Below are 21,941 nucleotides of genomic sequence, written 5' to 3' on the forward strand. Positions count from 1 at the left end.
ACAAAACATTATATTAAATTATAAAAATAAACATTTTTTTCAAATGCTTCAAAGCCACACCTTCTCTTACCCAAAAGATAACATATTTAAAAGAAAAAAACCGTAAGCTAACATGATAAATTAGCCTACGGTTTAAAATTTTTGTATTTTCTTAAGATAACTGTCTTTATCTTTTAATTTCAACCATTTCGAAAGCTTCTATTATGTCGCCTTCTTTTAGGTCGTTATATTTTTCAATCGTGATACCACATTCATAGCCTTGAGCTACTTCTTTTGCATCGTCTTTATAACGTTTTAATGTGTCCAGTTCACCTTCAAATTGGACGATACCATCTCTGATAACACGGACACCCGCATTTCTCGTAATCTTACCATCTGTAACATAACTACCGGCTATTGTACCCACTTTTGAAACTTTAAATGTTTGACGCACTTCTGCTTGGCCAATCACTTGTTCTTCATATTCTGGATCTAGTAAGCCTTTCATTGCAGCTTCTATTTCTTCAATAACACTATAAATAACACGGTGTAATCTCATATCTACACCTTCTGTTTCGGCTGCACGTTTGGCACCAGTATCCGGTCTTACGTTAAAGCCAATGATGATACCATTTGACGCATTCGCTAAAGTTACATCAGATTCATTAATCGCACCTACTGCAGTATGAATTATGCGAACATTAACGCCTTCTACTTCAATTTTCATTAGTGAAGCTGCAAGTGCTTCGACAGAACCTTGAACATCACCTTTAATGATGACATTTAAATCTTTCATTTCACCTTGTTTCATTTGTTCAAATAAATTATCTAGTGAAACGCTCTTACTTTCTTGACGCTGTTGTAAAACATTAGCTTCATGACGTGCTTCACCAATACGTCTTGCTTGTTTCTCATCTTTAAACACAACAAAACGATCCCCAGCTTGTGGTACATCATGAATACCTGTGATTTCAACAGGCGTAGACGGTTCTGCAGATTTAATTCTTTGTCCTAAGTCATTAACCATTGCACGAATTCTACCATACGTATTACCAACAACCAAAGCATCTCCAACATGCAGTGTACCATTTTGCACTAGAAGTGATGCAGATGGACCACGTGACTTATCTAATTCTGCTTCTATCACTGTACCTACTGCTTTTTTAGCAGGATTTGCTTTTAGTTCTTGAATTTCAGATGTAAGCACAATCATTTCTATTAAATCTTCTATACCATCGCCACTTAAAGCAGAAAGCGGTACGAAAATTGTATCGCCACCCCAGTCTTCTGGAATTAAACCGTATTCTGTCAATTCTTGCATTACTCGATCAGGGTTAGCAGTCGGTTTATCAACTTTATTAACTGCTACAATCGTTGGTACATTCGCTTCTTTGGCATGGTTGATTGCTTCTATCGTTTGAGGCATTACACCATCATCTGCTGCTACAACTAAAATTGTAATATCAGTTACTTGCGCACCACGTGCACGCATTGTTGTGAATGCAGCATGTCCTGGTGTATCAAGGAAAGTGATTTTTTTGCCATCATTTTCAATTTGATAAGCACCGATATGTTGTGTGATACCACCAGCTTCACCTGCTGTTACTTGTGTGTGACGGATAGAATCCAATAACGTTGTTTTACCATGATCAACGTGTCCCATAATAGTAACAACTGCTGGTCTTTCTACTGCATCTTCATCTTCAGATTCATCATCAAAGTAAATTGATAAATCTTCTTCATCAACAACAACTTCTTTTTCAACTTCAACACCATAATCATCAGCAATTAATTCTAAAGTTTCATCATCTAATGCTTGATTAATATTAGCCATGATGCCTAATAAAAATAATTTTTTAATTATTTCTGAAGAATCAACATTGATTTTTTCAGCAAGTTCTCCAACTGTGATACCTTCTTGATAAGTGATGTGTGAAGGTATTTCTTTTGGTTCTTCTTGTTTAGTTTGTTTATTTTTGTTGTTATTTTTGCTGTTTTTGCTGTTTTTCTTATTTTTGTTGTTATTTTTGTTGTTATTTTTGTTGTTTTGATTATTATCTTTTTTATTAGCATTAGACTTGTTATTTGATGGTTTTTGTTGATTTTGACCTTGTTGTTTATTTTCTGATGCATTCGATTTCTCTGGTTTATAAACCTTATCTAATGCCTTGATTTGGTCATCTTCTAACGTTTGCATATGGCTCGTTACCTCAACGTCCATTTTCTTTAACTCATCTATAATATCTTTACTTTTTAATTTTAAATCTTTGGCGTATTCGTAAATTCTTATTTTACTCATATAGTCACTCCTTACGATATTCATCTATCATTGACACTAACTTTTTAGCAAAGCCTTGATCAGTGATTCCAATGTTAACTCGTTCTGCTTTACCTAAAGCTTGTCCTAATTCAGCTCTTGTTCCAAATATGCGAAATGATATATGGTAACTTTCACACTTGCTCTGAAACTTTGTCTTTGTATTTTCAGAAGCATCAGTTGCAATAATTACGAGCTTTAACCTATTTTTCTTAATGTCATTTAAAATGACCGATTCACCTGTTTTTACTTTTCCAGCACGCATTGCTAAACCTAAAAAATTTACGATTTTCTCTATAGTCATTTAGGTATCTCTTCGCGATAAATAAGACGTATAATTTCCTTGTATACAGGATCTAGAGTTTCTGCATCAACTTTAAAGTATTTTTCTAATACACCTTGTTTTTGTGCATCTTCTACTAATTTAACATCTTTTGATACATATGCACCACGACCTTGTTGTTTTCCTGTAGCATCAGCAAAAATTTCGCCTTCTTTATTAATAACAACTCGAATCATATCTTTTTTTGGATGCATTTCATTTGAAAGTATACATTTACGCATTGGAATTTTTTTCTTTTTCATAAAAGCTCACTCCAAATTATTTTTCAGCGTCATCTTCATCTATGCTATCTGTTTCATCATCCGTTTTTAAGTCATGCGTTTCAATATTCACATCTTCCAAATCAATGTTTGTATCCTGTTCAATATTTTCATCTTCTTCTATTTCTAGTGCTTCGTCTGTCGGATAAACACCTTCAGCTCTAGCATCACTTTCTGATTTAATATCAATTTTCCAACCAGTTAATTTCGCAGCTAAACGTGCGTTTTGTCCACGCTTACCAATCGCTAACGATAATTGATAATCAGGCACAACTACAATAGTTGATTGGTTTGCTTCATCAACAATCACTTGTAGTACTTGAGATGGACTTAAAGCATTTTTAACAAAGACCTTCGGATCTTCATTCCATTGAACAATGTCAATTTTTTCGCCACCTAATTCTTCTACAACCGCTTCAACACGAGAACCTTTAGCACCCACACATGCACCTACTGCATCGATATCTGGGTTATCTGAATGAACACTGATTTTAGAGCGGTCTCCTGCTTCACGTGCCACAGATTTTACAATGACTGTACCGTCAAAAATCTCTGGTACTTCTTGTTCAAATAAACGTTTGAGTAATCCTGGATGGCTACGAGAAACGTAAATTTGCGGTCCTTTTGTCGTTTGCTCTACTTTATTGACATACACTCTAATTCTTTCATTAGGAATATAACTATCATTAGGGCTTCTTTCAGCCTCAGATAATACAGCTTCTGTACGTCCTAAATTAACATAAACATAGCGGTGATCTACTCTATCAATAAGACCATTAACAATATCATCTTCTTTATCGATAAATTCATCATATAATATTTCACGTTCAGCATCACGTAAACGCTGCATTACTGCTTGTTTCGCAGCTTGTGCACCTACACGCCCAAAGTCACTTGGTGTTACATCTTCTTCGTATATATCACCAACTTCATATGCTGGGTTTTTAACTAGCGCTGTACTTAAGTCAATTTCTTCTCTATTATCCATTACTTCTTCTACAACTTGTTTACGAGCAATTACATGAAATGTACCTTCATCCATGTTTAACTCAACGCGTACACTTCTTGCACTGTCATAGTTCTTTTTATATGCAGTAATTAGCGCTGCTTCAATTGCATCAATTAATACTTCTCTTGGAATCTTTTTTTCTTTTTCTAAATATTCAGTTGCTAATAATAATTCATTACTTGACACGACTTATCATCCTCCTCATCACATTAAAGCATTACAGCATGACGTGCTTTAGCGATTTTATTTCTTGGAATTTCAACTTGTTTCTTCTTTGACTTTTCTTTTACTTCCATAATAATCGTTTCACTTGTTACTTCTTTTAAGATACCTAACCATTCTTTTCCACCTTCAATTGGCGCATATAAAGAAACGTATATTGGTTTTGTAACAGCATTTTGGAAATCTTTTTCTTTTTTTATAGGTCGTTCAGCACCTGGAGAAGCTACATCTAAATAATACATTTCTTGAATAGGATCTTCTTCATCCATAATTTCACTAATCTTTTCAGAAGCTAAGGCACAATCGTTTAAATCGACGCCACCTTCTTTATCAATGGATACTCTTAAGAAGTAATCTTTTCCTTCTTTTGTGTATTCGACTTCAACTAATTCAAAATTTAAGTCGTTAAGGACGGGTTGAATAATTGATTCAACTTGCTCAGTTACTTTACTCATACTGACCTCCTTTTTTGGCAAATAGAAAAGAGCGGGTATAACGCCCACTCTTCCTGCCTGAGTCTAATTTTTTAAGCAATATTATTATACCATATGTTCATTTCCTATACAAACAACTATATATTTTCATATAGTATGACAATAACTAATATCAAAATTTTATACATTTAACATTTTTTATTCCATACCTACTAATATATTGCTCGATTACATATCAAATATTGATAATTGTGCTTTATCTGGCAAGTTAGGTAATGAACCAAGTTCATCTAAATACTCGATGACTTTTTGTGACAATCCAGCTTTTTTATTTAAATCTTCTTTTGATAAAAACGGTCCTTCTTCACGTGCTTCAACGATACGTTGTGCAACGTTTTCGCCTAATCCAGGAACAGCAATAAATGGCGGAATCAAACTATCATCTTCAATGATAAAATCAAATGCTTTACTTTTCTCTAAACTAATTGGTTGCATACGATAACCGCGTTGCGCCATTTCGTTCATGATTTCTAATACTGTTAAAGTATCTTTTTCTTTTTTGGCTAAATCCATATAACGTGAATACATATCGTTTACTGTATTTCGAATACTTTCTTTATCCTTAATCATTGAAATTAAATCAAAATCAGATGCACGTACCGTAAAGTAACTTGCATAATAATAAAGTGGATAATGAACTTTGAAATACGCAATACGTACTGCCATCAATACATATGCTGCCGCATGGGCTTTAGGGAACATGTATTTAATTTTTCTACATGAATCTAAATACCAATCTGGCACTTCATTGTCTACCATTGCTTCAACCATATCGTCAGTTAACCCTTTACCTTTACGTACAAATTCCATTGTCTTGAAGGCGAGTGAAGGCTCTAAACCGTTATACATTAAATAAACCATAATATCATCACGACAACAAATAACACTTGATAAATCACAAGTTCCTGAGCGTATTAAATCTTGTGCGTTACCTAGCCAAACATCCGTACCATGTGATAATCCAGATATTCTAACTAACTCTGAAAATGTAGTTGGCTTGGTATCTTCTAACATTTGGCGCACAAATCCTGTACCAAATTCTGGCACACCAAATGTTCCAGTTTTACATAAAATTTGTTCTGAAGTTACACCTAAAGGTTCTGGCGAACTAAAAATACCCATAGTTTCCTTATCATCGACAGGTATCGTTTTAGGATCAATACCTGATAAATCCTGCAGCATACGAATCATCGTCGGATCATCATGTCCTAATATATCCAGTTTCAAAACGTTATCATGTATTGAATGGAAATCAAAATGAGTCGTCATCCAAGCCGATGATTGATCATCTGCCGGAAATTGAACAGGTGTAAAATCGTAGATATCCATATAATCTGGTACAACGATGATGCCTCCAGGGTGTTGTCCTGTTGTACGTTTTACACCAGTACAACCTTTTACGAGTCTATCAATTTCAGCGCCTCTTTTGTGAATACCTTGATCATTTAAAAATCCTTTCACAAAACCGAAAGCTGTTTTTTCAGCCACCGTACCAATTGTACCTGCACGAAAGACTTTATCTTCACCAAATAATTCTTTTGTATAATTATGAGCTTGTGGTTGATATTCACCACTAAAGTTCAAGTCGATATCAGGAACCTTATCACCTTTAAAACCTAAGAAAGTTTCAAAAGGAATATCCTGGCCTTCTTTAATTAAATCACATCCACATGTGGCACATTTTTTATCTGGTAAATCAAAACCAGAACCAACGGATCCATCGTTAAAGAACTCACTTTCTTTACATTCTGGACAAATATAATGTGGAGGTAATGGGTTAACTTCTGTAATTTCAGTCATTGTCGCTACAAAACTCGAACCTACAGAGCCACGTGATCCAACTAGATAACCGTCATCTAATGATTTTTTAACCAGTCTTTGTGAAATTAAATATATCACAGAAAAACCATTCCCAATGATACTTTCAAGCTCTTTCTCTAATCGGTCAATTACAATTTGTGGTAAATCTTCACCATACAATGCTCTGGCGTTAGCATAACTCATATCTCGTATTTCATCATTAGCACCTTCCATGCGGGGCGTATACAATTCATCCTTTATCGGAACTACGCGTTCAATACGGTCTGCTAAGTCATTTGTATTTTTCACAACTAATTCATGTGCTTTTGCTTCACCTAAGAAATGTAATTCATCTAACATTTCATCCGTAGTTCTAAAGTGCGCCTCAGGTAAAGTACTACGATTTAACGGGTTACCTGGCTGTGATGCTATTAAAATTTTACGTGCAATACCATCATGTTCATTTAGATAATGCGCGTTTCCTGTTGCAATAACAGGTATATCATTCACATCTCCAGCTTGGATGAGACGTTGATAAATTTCATGTAATGTTTCATTATCTCTCACCAATTCTCTATCTATTAAATCTTGGTATAATGCAGGTGGTTGTACTTCAATAAAATCATAGTATTTTGCTATTCTTTCCACTTGAGATTGGTCTTTTTGCATTACTGCAGTAAATACTTCACCTTCATCACATGCGGAACCAACAAGAATACCTTCTCGATATTCATCTAAAAGTGAACGTGGAATTCTAGGTGTTCTATAATAATATTTAACTAAAGATGCGCTGACTATTTTAAATAAGTTCTTTAAGCCCTGTTGATTTTGCACAATAAGTGTTACGTGATTTGGGCGAGCACGTTTATAAGCGTCTTCATTTGATAAAGACTTATTAATATCTTGATGATTATAAACTTCTGCTTCTTCTAATTGTTTTAACATCTTTATAAAAATATAAGCTGTTGCTTCAGTATCATAAATCGCTCTGTGATGTTGTGTTAAATCTACACCATATTTTTTAGCTAAAAAGTTCAGACCATGTTTTCCATATTCAGTGTTGATGGTTCTAGAAAGTTCAAGTGTATCTATCACACCGTTAGTTGATGCGCCTAGGCCAGTTTTTTCATAACCGGTATCAATGAACCCCATATCAAATGATGCATTATGTGCTACAAATATCGCGTCACCGACCCACGCTTTAAACTCGGTTAAAACAGTTTCAATTTCAGGTGCATTGACGAGCATATCGTCTGTGATATGCGTTAAATTCTTGATTGTTTCAGATAAACGTTCGTGTGGATTACTAAAACGTTCAAACTTATCAATAATTTCTCCTTCTTGTACTTTTACAGCTGCGAGTTCGATAATTTTATCATACTGATTAGATAGACCTGTTGTTTCAACGTCAAAAACAACATATGTTGCAGTTTTTAAATCAATGTCTTGAGGCTTATACGCTATGGGCACACCATCATCGACCAACATGCCTTCCATGCCATAAATCATTTTAATATCATTTTTTTCTGCTGCAGCATGCGCATCTGGAAATGCTTGAACCACATTATGATCAGTAATTGCAATAGCTTTGTGGCCCCATTTAGCTGCTTGTTCTACATATGCACTTATATTCGGAATGCCGTCCATCTGACTCATGGACGAATGCAAGTGAAATTCTACGCGTTTTTCGTCTGCTTTATCTTGTTTAACTGCTTTTTTTATTTCTTCTATATCAGACATCATCATGACTAAATCACGTACGAATGTATCTTCTTCTATTCTGCCTTGTGCTCGAACCCATTTACCGACACTGAGAGCTTTAAAATGAGCTAAATCATCTTTATTTTTTCTAGTGAACATTTTCAATACTAAGGAGTCTGTATAGTCTGTAACTTTTAGTTCTACTATATGGCGTCCACTTTTCAATTCTTTTAAATTAATATCAAAGATAACACCTTCAACTGCAACTTTAAATTCTTCTTCAATAATCGATTCAATAGGTTTTACATTTTCTACTTGAATTGGTTTTCCAATTTGACATTTAGCTACAGTACTTTCATTATTATCTTGTTGTTTAGCTTTTTCAGCACGCATCTTTTCTAACTTTTCAGTGGCTTCACGTGCACTTTGCTCATCTTCTTGTTGAATGTGTGCTTCTAACGATGCCAAGTCGTCTCCATTCGATGTATGGTCTGTTTCAAAAATGATACTGCTGATTGCAAAACCACATTGTTGAAATGCTTTAATCAAACTTCCATTGCACGCTTTGTCAAAATGATCTCGCTCTATATCATTCTGACACATGACTTTGAGCACATCCCCTGACATAATTAAGCGCTTTTGCTTAAGCTGACCTTTTACTTTAGGTGATAATTTTGTTTGGTCAATGCAATAACTAAAGTATTTCAATGCATATTCATCTTGATTCGCTTTATTTGTGATTGTAAAATTACAATCGACTTTAGCGATTGTTTTAAATTCTTCAGTAATTGCATTCATAAATAACAGATAATCTTCAATTGGTAAAAAATATGGAAATGTTATCTGAAATACCCAGGTACGATCAGTTGTTTTAACATCTACACGCGTTAATTCACTTTGTGCTAAAATTTCTGGATCCAAATGATCTGCAATTTTAATTTGATCAGCTAAAATCTTGAATTTTTCTTGATTTGTCATTGACATGACGATAACCACCTTACTATTAATTACACTACGTTACTATTTCATATAATTTCTTTAACTGTCGCGTTTGTATTTTGTACATTATCTATCTTATAACGTAAAACCTTTAATTTCTAATACTTAAACTTTACTATTTTTACATTATGGTTTCTTATCATAAATAAGAGCGGGAATGAAATCAAACATGATTCATTCGATTTCGCTTTCCCGCTCACTAATTAAGGATGATCAAACATTAAAGTACAGGTTAAACTAAAAGTTTCATCTAATACTTTTAGCAATGATTTGCATTTATATAAAGTATATGCGTATTAATGTTTTAACTTACATCTTAATTTTAGCAACGTATATGAGAGCAATCATTTTGTTAAAGTTGACTGTTGACTTATATACTTAGGTATAAATCATTAATAAAACTATTTAAGTTATCAATTTGAACATCTTCACTTTCACCTGTATCACGTCGTTTAACTTCTACGATACCTTCAGCAGCATTTTTACCAACTACTACTCTAATTGGTAATCCTATTAAATCGGCATCATTAAATTTAACACCTGCACGTTCTTTACGGTCATCATAAAGTACATCATATGTTTCTTTTAATTGTTTATATAATTGATCAGCCAATTCACGTTGTTCTTCTTTTTTAGGATTGATTGTAATTAAATGTAAATCAAATGGCGTTACTGATTTAGGCCATATAATACCATTTTCATCATTATTTTGCTCAACAATCGCACTTAAAGTCCTAGAAATACCTATACCATAACATCCCATTAATAAAGGTTTAGCTTTACCTTGATTATCCAGGAATGTTGCATTCATTGCTTCAGAATATTTAGTACCAAGTTTAAATACTTGCCCAACTTCAATTCCTTCGGCAAATTTAGCATCACCTGATCCATCAGCTAAAGGCTCTCCTTCTAAAATAAATCTAAAGTCTCCATAAGCTTCGATTTCAAAGTCACGCCCTACGTTTGCATTCAATAAATGGTAACCATCTTCATTAGCACCTACAACAATATTATTTAAATCTTTTATAAAATTATCAGCATATACTTTGATGTTTTTATCGAAAATAGGACCAAGTGAACCAGGAGATGCACCTAATAAATTTTTAATTTCATCTTCTGTAGCTAATTCGATGTGATCCGTACCAAAGAATGCTTTTAATTTCACATCATTAATTTCATGGTGACCACGTACAAGTACCATAATAAATTCACCATCAACATTAAATACCATGGATTTTGTAATTTCATCCAGTGGTTTTTCTAAAAATGTTGCTAATGCTTGTGCTGTGTGTACTTGAGGTGTTTCTATTTTTGTTAATGACGCTATCTCATCATGCTTTTCATTGGGATGATATACAACCTCAGCTTTTTCAATATTAGCTGCATAATCACTATTTTCACTATAAACTATTGTGTCTTCACCAATTTCACTTAAAGCCATAAATTCATGTGTATGACTGCCACCAATAGCACCTGAATCTGCAACTACTGGTCGCGCATTTATTCCGACACGTTTAAATATGCGATCATATGCGTGATACATATCTTGGTATGTTTCATCTAATGAAGCCTCATCAGCATGAAATGAATATGCATCTTTCATAATAAATTCACGACCACGTAACAATCCAAAGCGCGGGCGTTTTTCATCTCTAAATTTAGATTGTATTTGGAATAAAGTAAGTGGTAATTGTTTATATGATTTAAGTTCATCTCTGATTACAGATGTTATAAGTTCTTCATGTGTTGGTCCAAGTGCAAACTCACGACCATGTCTGTCTTTCAAACGCATCAATTCTGGACCATATGCACTCCAACGACCGGATTCTTCCCATAGTTCAGCTTTTTGTAACGCTGGCATTAAAATTTCCACAGCGTCGATACGTTCCATTTCTTGTCTTACAATACTTTCAATGTTATTCAAAACTTTAGCAGCTAACGGTAAATAGCTATAAATACCACTCGTACTTTGTTTGATTAATCCTGCTTTTAACAAAAGTCTATGACTCAAAGCTTCAGCTGCTGCAGGTACCTCTTTCATCGTTGGTATAAATACTTTAGATTGTTTCATTTACATGCTCTCCTTTTATAAGAAATAACGTTGAATGTCATTCCACGTCACTAAGACCATTACAATTAATACAAATACTGCACCAATTGCAATAATTGTCGTTTCTGCTTTTTTGTTTAATGGTTTTCTGAAAATCGCTTCATATATTACAAATAAGATTCGTCCGCCATCAAGTGCTGGGACTGGTAATAAATTCATTAAACCTAAATTGACGCTTAGTAAAGCTGTCCAAGAAATCAAATTAATAATACCTGTTTTAACAACAGAGTCAACTGTATGATAGATACCGACTGGACCATTTAACATATCAAATGAAAATTGACCGGTGAAAATGCTCGCAATCATGCTTAAAATCGCGGTAAATATCAGTTTTCCAGCTACAATTGTTTGCTTTACGCCTTCAGTAATCGGTTTAAATACCGTATGTTCTGTAGAAGCAGTATAACCTAACAAATATTTAGTTTCTGAATGTGTTTTAGTTACTTTTTGTTCATATTTTTTTGGTTTTACTTGCAAGGTTTCTGTTTTACCATCTCGTTCTACTTTAATTTGTGTCTTTTTGTCTTTAACCTGTGATATTGCTTGATCTATATCAGATTTACTATTGATAGATTTGTCAGCAATTTTCACGATAGTATCACCTGTTTTTAAGCCTGCGTGTGCTGCTGGGCTATCTTGCGCCACTTTATCAACTGTATTTGTTGGTGTACCTTGATAATAAGCTAAGCCAATAAATAATACTAATGTAAGTAAAAAGTTAAATAATGGGCCAGCAAACAGTGTTAAGAATTTTTGATAAGGCTTTTTGTGTGTGAATTGTCGGTTTTTGGGAGCTATTTGAATTAAACTACCATTCTCAACAAAATAGGCTTTGTCAGCAATTTGATAATGATGTCTTTGCTGATCATATGCAGTTACACCTTCAATGTATAAATCTTCTTTAAAATCACATTGTTTAACTTCCATTGCTTCAATTTGTTGGAACTTATGTTGATCATCTAAAATGATATGTGTGATTTCATCTTTATCATTTAATTTTATCTTTACATGCATACCTGGTTGAACGGGTGGTTCCTCCAACCCGTCACCTGCCATTCTTACATATCCTCCAACAGGCAATAAACGAATGGTATATAAAGTTTCATTTTTTCTGAAACTAAAAATTTTTGGCCCCATTCCAATTGCAAATTCTGGACACATAATGCCAGCTCTTTTTGCAAAAAACATATGACCGTATTCATGAACTGTTACAAGAACACCAAATACGATTATAAAAGAAATAATTGTCACTAGAAAACTCAAATTGATACACCTCATATTTTCCGTAAGATTGTTCCATTATTTTTTATATTGCTATAATATATAAGCTATTTTAATGCTTTTGATTATAAAATTATAACATAACAATACTAGCTGATACACGTAACTTTATGCAGTAGAAAAAATTATCATGACTTAACACTTAATTTCTCTGTAACATATTTTAAAAACTTATGAAAAGGAGTTAAAAACTTAAATGTTTCATTTGATTTCTCATCGACATTTAAATTCATAACTCCTTTTATTGTTCAATTATACAATTTTATTGGCACTTCGTTTACCTTAAAATCACTTATATTAAGAATATGTTTAATAATGGTAAGACAAACATAAAACTATCAAATCGATCTAATATACCACCGTGACCAGGTAAAATGCGTCCAGAATCCTTCACACCAAAATGACGTTTAAAGCCTGACTCTACTAAGTCTCCTAACTGACCAAACATACTTAAAATAACCGTACATAACAGTAGTAACCATATTGCAATATCAAAATCTATAAACATCATCATTACAAGCGGAACTATCAAACTACAAATAATGCCGCCAATAAACCCTTCAATTGTTTTATTGGGACTGATGACAGGCCATAATTTATGTTTACCCATTAATCTACCAAAAATATACGCCCCAGTATCTGTAGACCACACAATTAAGAAAGCTAAAAGTATGTAATGTAATCCTTCTGATCTAGTTTCATATAGATACATGAAGCCTATCCCTACATAAGCTATAGACATTAAACAAAAGGCAGCATCCATAAAACTAAATCTATTTTTAGAAAGTACTGTATAACTGAGTAAAATAAAACTCATTGCTATTAAAGATTTTAATTGTAAATCGTTTACCCATGTACCTGCTTCTTGCGGTATCATAATAATTAATATTCCTAATGCACTTATAATTCCTGGGATGGATAGGAACTTTATCATATTCATATTCAACAATTCTTTGAGACCTATAAATGCTAATAAATAAGAAAAAAGCATTAGTACAAGGCCACCCTTTAACAATACAGGTAGAAAAACAATAAGTGCTATTATTGCTGTTAAAGTTCTAACTTTCATACTATTCTCCTAACTATTTATAATCCCCCAAAACGTCTTTGACGAGATTGATAAATTTTAATACAGTTTATTAATTCTTCTTTGTCAAAATCTGGCCAAAATTTTTCATTGAATATAAATTCACTGTAAGACACTTGCCAGATAAGAAAGTTACTAATTCGTTGCTCACCTGAGGTTCTAATTAAAAGGTCTGGATCAGGATAATCGTGGGTCATTAAATGTTCGTTAATCAATTGCTCTGTAATATGATCACTGGATAAGCCTTCTGAAGATAATTTTTCATAAATTGATTTTACACTATGGACAATTTCAGCACGTCCGCCATAGTTAATTGCAAAAATCAATTTTAAACCTGTGTTTGCTTTGGTCTGTTCTTTTGCCTTATTAATCGCTTCAAGTGTTGCAGTTGGTAAATCATTTAAAAAACCAATCGTTTCTACTTTAACATTATTTTCTATTAATTCAGGTAAAAAGGTTTTTAAAAAGTTAACCGGCAAATTCATGATATAATTGACTTCATTTTTAGGTCTTGTCCAATTTTCAGTTGAAAATGCATACAACGTTAAATATTTAATACCTAAATCACTAGCTTCTTTAGTTATTTTTTTAATCGTTTGCATACCTTCATAATGGCCTTTGATTCTAGGCAATTTTCTTTGTTTAGCCCAGCGTCCATTGCCATCCATAATAATTGCTATATGATTAGGTACATTATGTAGATCCAACTCATTGTTGGATGCATTAGGCTGGTTTTTTTTCTTGTTTAGCTTTTTAAACATGGTATTTCCTCCGAGCGTTATCATCTCTGCTTATTAAATTAGCTTCTAAATGCAATTATCTATCATTTTATCATACTAGATAAGCGCAATGAATAAACAAATAAAAAAACTGTACCAAAGTCTGATTTGATACAGTTCAGATAAATTTATAATATGCTTCATTTTCAATACCAAACAACTTAATGTTGAGTATTTACTCACAAAAAACATATCATAATTACCATGTTTATACTGACATAATATCTTGTTCTTTTTCTTCTAATAATTTATCAATGTCATTTATAGAATCGTCAGTTATTTTTTGTACTTCATTCGTTTGAGTTCTTAAGTCATCTTCAGTGATGTCACCGTTTTTCTCTTGCTTTTTAAGTTCGTCATTCGAATCACGGCGTACGTTTCTAACTGCAACTTTAGAATCTTCACCAATTTTTTTAACTTCTTTTACAAGCTCTTTACGACGTTCTTCTGTTAATGCAGGCACACTTATACGAATGACCTCACCATCACTAGATGGGTTTACGCCTAAGTTTGCTGCATTAATTGCTTTTTCAATATTAGCCACTGATGTTTTGTCGTATGGTGAAATGACTAAAAGACGAGCTTCTGGTACATTGATACTCGCTAATTGTTGAATAGGTGTTGGTGCTCCATAATAATCAACAGTAACACCGTTTAAAAGGTTTGAATTTGCTCTACCAGCACTAATATTAGCTAACTCTCTTGAAAGACTATCAATTGATTTTTTCATCTTTGTTTTCGTGTCATTAATTATGTCACTCATTTTATACACCTCTAAATTATTTTGTAATTAATGTTCCTATTTTTTCACCCATAACAGCGCGTTTAATATTTCCTTCTTCTGTGATAGAGAATACATTCAACGGGATATTGTTATCCATACAGAAAGAAGATGCTGTTGAGTCCATGACTTGTAAGCCTTCTTGTAACATTTGAATATGTGTTAAATGTTCATATTTAACCGCATTTTCATCTTTTTTAGGATCTGCAGAATAGACACCATCAACATTATTTTTGCCCATTAAGATAACATCTGCTTCAACTTCAGCAGCACGTAAAGCTGCAGTTGTGTCAGTTGAGAAGTATGGATTACCTATGCCAGCAGCAAATATAACAACACGCTTTTTCTCTAAGTGTCTAATTGCGCGACGACGAATATAAGGTTCTGCAACTTGTTTCATCTCTATAGAAGTTAATACACGTGTATCACACTCTAATTGTTCCAAACTGTCTTGTAGTGCTAAAGCATTCATAACAGTAGCTAGCATGCCCATATAATCTGCTGTACCACGATCCATACCTAGATCACTACCAGTTTTACCTCTCCAGATATTACCTCCGCCAACAATCACTGCAATTTCACAATCCATTTTTGCTACCTCAGCTACTTGTTGAGCAACACTTTTAATAATTATGGGATTTATCCCGAATCCATCTTCACCTGCTAGTGCTTCACCACTTAATTTTAAAACGACACGTTTATATTTAGAAGTTTGAGCCATTGTCTTATCCTCTCTATTGTGAAAATATGTATTTGATACAAGTAAAGAAGACACAGTAGAACTTCCAATATAAAAGTAAGTCTTTCATACGGAGCACAAAAAGGTGTCTTCTTTCTTGTTCAAACTATGAAATATTATTTCATTTGTCCTTTTACTTCGTCAGCAAAGTTTTCTTCACGTTTTTCCATACCTTCGCCTACTTCATAACGTACGAAGTCAACTAGTTTTCCACCTTTTGATTTTAAGAAAGCTTCAACTGTTTGATCAGGATCTTTAACAAAGTTTTGGTCAACTGCACAAATTTCTTGTAAATATTTACGTAAACGACCTTCAACCATTTTTTCAACAATTTTTTCTGGTTTGCCTTCGTTTAAAGCTTGTTGTTTCAATACTTCTTTTTCATGAGCAATTTCATCTTCACTTACTTGTTCAGATGAAACATATTTAGGGTTAATCGCAGCAATATGCATAGCTACATCTTTAGCAGCATCGCTATCAGTAGTACCTTCAACAACTGTTAATACACCGATACGTCCACCCATGTGTAAATATGAACCAAATGCATCATTATCTGATTTTGTTCTAACAGCAAAACGACGGATACTTAATTTTTCTCCGATTGTAGAGATTGCTTCTTTCATGCGTTGGTCTACAGTTTTACCGTCAGCTAATTCAGATTCTAATAAAGCTTCAACAGTATCAGCTTTACTCTCTAACACTTGTGTAGCAATTTCTTTCACTAATTCTTGGAAACCTTCGTTACGTGCTACGAAGTCAGTTTCTGAATTAATTTCTACGATTGCCGCTTCATTTCCTTTTTCTTCTACATGTACTAGTCCTTCTGCAGCGATACGGTCAGCTTTTTTAGCTGCTTTCGCAATACCTTTTTCACGTAGGTAATCAATAGCTTTATCAATATCACCATCAGTTTCTGTCAACGCTTTTTTACAGTCCATCATACCAGCGCCAGTTTTTTCACGTAATTCTTTTACAAGTTTAGCTGAAATTGCCATTTCATATTCCTCCATTATTTAATGAATTTTAATATATTTATTTTAAAAAAAGGTGATAAGCTTAAATATCTTATCACCCATTTTACATTATTCTTAGTTTGATTCAACAGAAGTGTTTTCTTCAGTTGTTTCTGCTTCAGTAGCTTCTTCTTTTGATTCATTTAAATCAATGTTTTGTTCAGCCGCTACTTCTTCATTTGATACACCTTGTTGACCTTCTAAGATTGCATCTGCCATTTTACCTGTTAATAACTTAACGGCACGGATAGCATCATCGTTTGCAGGGATAACATAATCGATCTCATCTGGATCACAGTTAGTATCCACAATACCAACGATTGGGATGTGTAATTTACGTGCTTCAGCAATTGCGTTGCGCTCTTTACGAGGGTCAACTACAAATAATGCTTGAGGCATAGATTTCATATCACGAATTCCGCCTAAGAATTTAATTAAACGGTCATATTCTTTTCTTAGTTCTACTACTTCTTTTTTAGGTAATACTTCGAATAAGCCATCTTCTTCCATTTTTTCAATTTCAGAAATACGTTTGATACGTTTTGAAATTGTTTTATAGTTAGTTAAAATACCACCTAACCATCTTTGGTTAACGTAGAATTGACCAGCACGTTCAGCTTCAGCTTTCACTGATTCTTGTGCTTGTTTTTTCGTACCAACAAATAAAACTTTTCCGCCATCTTCTGAAATTTGTTTTATAAAGTTGTAAGCTTCTTCTACTTTCTTCACTGTTTTTTGTAAGTCGATAATGTAGATACCGTTTCTTTCAGTAAAGATGTATCTTTTCATTTTTGGGTTCCAACGGCGTGTTTGGTGACCGAAGTGAACACCTGCTTCTAGTAATTGTTTCATTGAAATTACTGCCATAAATAAAATCCTCCTATTGGTTTTTTACCTCCATAAAAAGCTCATATAAACACGATAACAATTTATCGCACCCTTTATACTTCCGCTCTCTATGTGCGTATTGGCTTAATAGCCGTGAATAAATATATCATATTCATACATATAAAGCAATAGTTCAGCTTATAATTTCTCATTTATAATAGTGAAGATTCAAGTCATATTTTTATCAATTCAAATATCACTGTAACACTTTATATAGTAAGCAGTTTCCATTATAAAATGATATTGTATTTATTTTTTACATATTCACTAAATAAACGCATAACGCATGGATATACTAAATGGTATGAAAGCGTATATAGCAATCACATTTAAAAGTGATTCTACATTTTATTTTATTCTATCTAATTCATCTAAGAATTTTTCTTTTTTAACTTTAATAAACGTACCTTTCATACCTAATGAACGTGATTCAATAACTCCTGCGCTTTCTAACTTACGCAATGCATTAACAATCACAGAACGTGTAATTCCAACCCTGTCAGCTACTTTAGAAGCAATCAACAAGCCTTCTTTACCACCTAATTCTTCAAAAATATGTTCAATCGCTTCACTTTCTGAGTATGATAATGAATTGATTGCCATATTAATCGCAGCTTTATCTCTAGCTTCTTGTTCAACTTCATTATGTTTTTCACGCAGAATTTCCATACCAATAACTGTAGCCGCATACTCACCTAAAACAAGATCATTTTCAGAAAAGTCGTCTTGTACACGTCCTAGCACTAACGTACCTAGTCTTTCTCCGCCACCTAATATTGGAAAGATAGTTGACTTACTATCTTTAAATACATCTTCGTTTTCAGGTGGAAAAACTGAAAGATCACTTTCGATTCCAATATTGGATTCTGTTTCTTTTACATCCATTAACTTATCTGTATATTCCACAGGTATGTGTCTATTTTCTAGCATTTGAATAATACGTTCATTTTTTAACAATTCATTTAAACTTGATCCTAAAATTTTACCTTTTCTTGACACAATGAAAACATTTGTCACTGTTACACTACTTATCGTTTGTGCGACGTCTTTAAAGTCTACAGCGATTCCTTTGTGCTTTTGCAAAAGTGTATTTAATTCTCTTGTTTTTGATAATAAGCTCATATTACTTCTCCTTTTTGTTTATATTATAAAATAAATGCACTTAAATCTTTATTTGTTGAAATTGATTTCAACTTATCATCAACATATTGAGGTGTGATATCTACAACAGCATGTGGCATGCTCGGTGCTTCGAACGATAAATCTTCTAACATTTTTTCAAGTATTGTATGCAATCTACGCGCACCAATATTATCTGTATCTTGGTTAACTTGAAAGGCAATCTCTGCCAAACGTTTAATCGCTTCTTCAGTGAAATTCACCGTTACTTGTTCCGTTTGGAGTAGCGCTTCATACTGTTTAATCAATGATAATTTGGGTTCAGTTAAAATGCTTACAAAGTCTTCCACAGACAGGCTTTCTAATTCAACACGAATTGGGAATCGACCTTGTAATTCAGGTATTAAATCACTTGGTTTTGAAACATGGAATGCACCAGCACCAATGAATAGCATATGTTCAGTATTAACAGTACCATATTTAGTTTGAACCATGCTACCTTCAAGTATAGGTAAAATATCTCTTTGTACACCTTGTCGTGAAACATCTTGACCTGAATTTTGATTGTTAGTAGCCACTTTATCTATTTCGTCAATAAAAATAATTCCCATTTGTTCGGCTAGCTCAATAGCCTCTTGATTGGCAGTTTCTTGGTCAATCAGTTCATCCGCATATTCATCAGTCAAAATATTTCGAGCAGTTTTGACAGGGACTTCTCTTTCCACTTTTTTCTTAGGCATTAGTTGGTTCATCATATCTTGCATTTGTTGGTTTTGATTTGTACCTAACATACCTAAAGCACCTGGGTCCTGTTCGACTTTTAATCTCACTTTTTCTTCTTCAAGTGAACCATTTAATAATTGTTGTTTGATTTCAGAACGCTTTGTTTTGATTTCTTCAGTTGGCGTTTCTTCATCATCGTCCTCATTATTTTGACCAAAATTAGGTATTGCTCCGCCAAAAAGAGATTCTAAAGGGTTGTTACTGTTAGTGCTATTCGCTTTCTTCTTCATGCTTGGAACTAAAAGTTTAACTAATTTTTCGTTTGCTTTACTTCGCGCTTCATCTTCAACTAACGCTTTCTTTTGCTCTTTTACCAATCTAACAGCAATATCAACTAAGTCTCTAACCATACTTTCAACGTCACGCCCAACGTAACCTACTTCTGTGAATTTCGTAGCTTCTACTTTAATAAAAGGCGCACCAACCACTTTAGCCATGCGTCGCGCAATTTCAGTTTTCCCTACGCCAGTTGGTCCAATCATTAAAATGTTTTTCGGTGCAATTTCTTGTTTCTCTTCGTCAGAAAGTAGGCTTCGTCTATATCTATTTCTTAATGCTACTGCTACCTTGCGTTTAGCGTCATCTTGACCAACTATATATTCGTTAAGTTTTGAAACGATATCTTTTGGCGTTAATTTAATACCATTCGACTCCATATGAGAAATACCTCCGTTACTTTATTTTCTTCAAAAATCCATTATTTATTATACATTTATTTCATAAATTTTTACTTTTTGTTATTACAACATATTTTAAAATATAAGTTTTTTAAAGTTCTTCCACAACGATTTGGTCATTCGTAAACACGCAAATATCAGAGGCAACCTTTAAACTTTCATATGCCATCTCACGCGCACTTAAATCAGTAGCATGACGTTTTAATGCTCTACCTGCACTTAAGGCATAATTGCCACCGGATCCAATTGCAATTAAATCATCATCTGGCGCAATAACTTCTCCAGTACCACTTACGACTAGTATTGAATCTTTATCCATCACAATAAGCATCGCTTCTAGCTGTCTTAACTGTTTATCGCCTCTCCATTCTTGCGCTAACTCAACAGCGGCTCTTTCTAAATTACCGCTAAACTGTTGTAATTTTGTCTCGAACTTTTCAAATAGTGTAAAAGCATCTGCCACACTACCTGCGAATCCAGCTAACACTTTATCATTATATAAGCGTCGAACTTTTCTAGCGGTTTTTTTCATAATAACTTGTTCGCCAAGTGTTACTTGTCCGTCACCAGCCATTGCCGAATGTCCATTATGTTGTACTGCGTAAATAGTTGTCGCATGAATAGATGTACTCATATTTTAATTCTCCTTTTTTGCACGAGGATGTGCATTTAAATATACTTTTTTTAATTGATCATTCGTAACATGTGTATAACGACCTGTCGTCGATAAATTGACATGTCCTAGTAATGATTGCACTGTTCTTAAGTCAGCACCCTGATTTAACATATGTGTAGCAAATGTATGTCTTAATTTATGCGGATGTATATCTGTTACACCTGCAGTTCGTTTCACTACATCATTTAACACATAACGAATGCCACGCTCAGTGATAGGCGCACCGTTCATGTTAACTAACAAATAGTCGTGTTCAGTACCTTTTTTAGGACTAAATGCTTCTAAGTAATGTTCAATACTTTGTTTACAAAATTCACCGAAAGGGATAAACCTTTCTTTACCACCCTTACCTAAAACTTTAACACCTGGTAAATTCATATCCAAATCTTGCTCTTTGATATTTACTAACTCTGATACCCTGATACCAGTAGCATATAAAAGCTCCAAAATAACACGATCTCTTAATCCTTTTTTTAAATCTTTATCTACTGTTTTAAATAATGCTTCCATTTCTTCTTCATAAAAAAAGTGCGGTAAATATTGTTCTTTTTTCGGATGAACTAATTGTATAAATGGATTTATGACACTTTCGTCTTGTACCATCCAATACTCATAAAAACTTCTCAGCGTAGAAATTTTACGAGAAACCGATGTTCTTTTCAAGTTTTTTGAATATAAAAAACTTAGGTAATTTCTAGCATCTTTATATTCAAAATTAGCTAAGCTTAAATGCTCTTGATTTAAAAAATCATTAAATTGCTCTAAATCATCATGATATGATTTCAATGTATGTTCAGAAAAATGTCGTTCTACTTTAAGCATGTATAAATAAGCTTGTTGGATTTCTTCCAATAAAAACCCCTCCATCGATATAAATTGTAGCA

The 21,941-nt window shown here is 33.5% G+C and carries 18 protein-coding genes; all 18 read right to left on the bottom strand.

What is annotated here, in order from left to right:
* Positions 1–166 precede the first annotated feature (166 nt).
* Positions 167–2,278, bottom strand: coding sequence for a translation initiation factor IF-2 (gene infB, locus KA814_RS06290; protein WP_064209031.1), 2,112 nt, complete (start codon positions 2,276–2,278; stop codon positions 167–169).
* A gap of 4 nt (positions 2,279–2,282) precedes the next feature.
* A complete protein-coding gene (locus KA814_RS06295; RefSeq protein WP_046208627.1) occupies positions 2,283–2,600 on the bottom strand; it encodes a L7Ae/L30e/S12e/Gadd45 family ribosomal protein in 318 nt (105 codons plus the stop codon).
* On the bottom strand, positions 2,597–2,881 hold the full coding sequence (rnpM, locus tag KA814_RS06300; protein WP_046208628.1) for an RNase P modulator RnpM: 285 nt from the start codon (positions 2,879–2,881) through the stop codon (positions 2,597–2,599). The genes KA814_RS06295 and rnpM overlap by 4 nt, the downstream gene beginning before the upstream one ends.
* Positions 2,882–2,897: 16 nt before the next feature.
* Entirely contained in the window at positions 2,898–4,094 is a 1,197-nt protein-coding gene (gene nusA, locus KA814_RS06305; RefSeq protein ID WP_046208629.1) for a transcription termination factor NusA, read from the bottom strand.
* Positions 4,095–4,117: 23 nt separating this feature from the next.
* Complete coding sequence (gene rimP, locus KA814_RS06310; protein WP_046208630.1) at positions 4,118–4,585, bottom strand: ribosome maturation factor RimP; 468 nt, start codon at positions 4,583–4,585, stop codon at positions 4,118–4,120.
* 207 nt (positions 4,586–4,792) lie between these two features.
* The gene (locus KA814_RS06315; protein WP_064209032.1) at positions 4,793–9,109 is read right to left on the bottom strand and encodes a PolC-type DNA polymerase III; all 4,317 of its coding nucleotides are present in this window, start codon (positions 9,107–9,109) and stop codon (positions 4,793–4,795) included.
* A 385-nt stretch (positions 9,110–9,494) separates the two neighbouring features.
* Positions 9,495–11,195, bottom strand: coding sequence for a proline--tRNA ligase (locus tag KA814_RS06320; RefSeq protein ID WP_064209033.1), 1,701 nt, complete (start codon positions 11,193–11,195; stop codon positions 9,495–9,497).
* Positions 11,196–11,210: 15 nt separating this feature from the next.
* Positions 11,211–12,497, bottom strand: coding sequence for an RIP metalloprotease RseP (rseP, locus tag KA814_RS06325; RefSeq protein WP_046208633.1), 1,287 nt, complete (start codon positions 12,495–12,497; stop codon positions 11,211–11,213).
* Positions 12,498–12,807: 310 nt separating this feature from the next.
* A complete protein-coding gene (locus KA814_RS06330; protein WP_064209034.1) occupies positions 12,808–13,584 on the bottom strand; it encodes a phosphatidate cytidylyltransferase in 777 nt (258 codons plus the stop codon).
* A 17-nt stretch (positions 13,585–13,601) separates the two neighbouring features.
* The gene (locus KA814_RS06335; protein ID WP_046208635.1) at positions 13,602–14,363 is read right to left on the bottom strand and encodes an isoprenyl transferase; all 762 of its coding nucleotides are present in this window, start codon (positions 14,361–14,363) and stop codon (positions 13,602–13,604) included.
* A 226-nt stretch (positions 14,364–14,589) separates the two neighbouring features.
* The gene (gene frr / locus KA814_RS06340; RefSeq protein ID WP_046208636.1) at positions 14,590–15,144 is read right to left on the bottom strand and encodes a ribosome recycling factor; all 555 of its coding nucleotides are present in this window, start codon (positions 15,142–15,144) and stop codon (positions 14,590–14,592) included.
* Between the two features lie 16 nt (positions 15,145–15,160).
* A complete protein-coding gene (gene pyrH, locus KA814_RS06345) occupies positions 15,161–15,883 on the bottom strand; it encodes a UMP kinase (RefSeq protein WP_019468449.1) in 723 nt (240 codons plus the stop codon).
* Positions 15,884–16,017: 134 nt separating this feature from the next.
* Entirely contained in the window at positions 16,018–16,896 is an 879-nt protein-coding gene (tsf, locus tag KA814_RS06350) for a translation elongation factor Ts (RefSeq protein ID WP_046208638.1), read from the bottom strand.
* 93 nt (positions 16,897–16,989) lie between these two features.
* Positions 16,990–17,781, bottom strand: a complete 792-nt coding sequence (rpsB, locus tag KA814_RS06355; RefSeq protein ID WP_040030607.1) for a 30S ribosomal protein S2 — start codon at positions 17,779–17,781, stop codon at positions 16,990–16,992.
* A gap of 369 nt (positions 17,782–18,150) precedes the next feature.
* Positions 18,151–18,924 (bottom strand): GTP-sensing pleiotropic transcriptional regulator CodY, encoded by a 774-nt coding sequence (gene codY, locus KA814_RS06360; RefSeq protein WP_046208639.1) that lies wholly within the window; start codon positions 18,922–18,924, stop codon positions 18,151–18,153.
* 23 nt (positions 18,925–18,947) lie between these two features.
* A complete protein-coding gene (gene hslU, locus KA814_RS06365) occupies positions 18,948–20,360 on the bottom strand; it encodes an ATP-dependent protease ATPase subunit HslU (protein ID WP_046208640.1) in 1,413 nt (470 codons plus the stop codon).
* 112 nt (positions 20,361–20,472) lie between these two features.
* Positions 20,473–21,015 carry an ATP-dependent protease subunit HslV gene (hslV, locus tag KA814_RS06370; RefSeq protein WP_046208641.1) on the bottom strand — a complete coding sequence of 181 codons (543 nt, stop codon included), beginning with the start codon at positions 21,013–21,015 and terminating at the stop codon, positions 20,473–20,475.
* A gap of 3 nt (positions 21,016–21,018) precedes the next feature.
* Entirely contained in the window at positions 21,019–21,909 is an 891-nt protein-coding gene (gene xerC, locus KA814_RS06375; RefSeq protein WP_046208642.1) for a tyrosine recombinase XerC, read from the bottom strand.
* Between the last annotated feature and the right edge of the window lie 32 nt (positions 21,910–21,941).

The organism is Staphylococcus sp. GDY8P196P (assembly GCF_017891705.1).
Classification (GTDB): domain Bacteria; phylum Bacillota; class Bacilli; order Staphylococcales; family Staphylococcaceae; genus Staphylococcus; species Staphylococcus ureilyticus.

Coding starts and splice junctions, on each gene's coding strand:
- rnpM (WP_046208628.1), bottom strand. CDS start 2,881: ATGAAAAAGAAAAAAATTCCAATGCGTAAATGTATACTTTCAAATGAA.
- hslV (WP_046208641.1), bottom strand. CDS start 21,015: ATGAGTACATCTATTCATGCGACAACTATTTACGCAGTACAACATAAT.
- rpsB (WP_040030607.1), bottom strand. CDS start 17,781: ATGGCAGTAATTTCAATGAAACAATTACTAGAAGCAGGTGTTCACTTC.
- frr (WP_046208636.1), bottom strand. CDS start 15,144: ATGAGTGACATAATTAATGACACGAAAACAAAGATGAAAAAATCAATT.
- KA814_RS06315 (WP_064209032.1), bottom strand. CDS start 9,109: ATGTCAATGACAAATCAAGAAAAATTCAAGATTTTAGCTGATCAAATT.
- rimP (WP_046208630.1), bottom strand. CDS start 4,585: ATGAGTAAAGTAACTGAGCAAGTTGAATCAATTATTCAACCCGTCCTT.
- hslU (WP_046208640.1), bottom strand. CDS start 20,360: ATGGAGTCGAATGGTATTAAATTAACGCCAAAAGATATCGTTTCAAAA.
- KA814_RS06320 (WP_064209033.1), bottom strand. CDS start 11,195: ATGAAACAATCTAAAGTATTTATACCAACGATGAAAGAGGTACCTGCA.
- pyrH (WP_019468449.1), bottom strand. CDS start 15,883: ATGGCTCAAACTTCTAAATATAAACGTGTCGTTTTAAAATTAAGTGGT.
- codY (WP_046208639.1), bottom strand. CDS start 18,924: ATGAGCTTATTATCAAAAACAAGAGAATTAAATACACTTTTGCAAAAG.
- infB (WP_064209031.1), bottom strand. CDS start 2,278: ATGAGTAAAATAAGAATTTACGAATACGCCAAAGATTTAAAATTAAAA.
- KA814_RS06330 (WP_064209034.1), bottom strand. CDS start 13,584: ATGAAAGTTAGAACTTTAACAGCAATAATAGCACTTATTGTTTTTCTA.
- KA814_RS06335 (WP_046208635.1), bottom strand. CDS start 14,363: ATGTTTAAAAAGCTAAACAAGAAAAAAAACCAGCCTAATGCATCCAAC.
- tsf (WP_046208638.1), bottom strand. CDS start 16,896: ATGGCAATTTCAGCTAAACTTGTAAAAGAATTACGTGAAAAAACTGGC.
- KA814_RS06295 (WP_046208627.1), bottom strand. CDS start 2,600: ATGACTATAGAGAAAATCGTAAATTTTTTAGGTTTAGCAATGCGTGCT.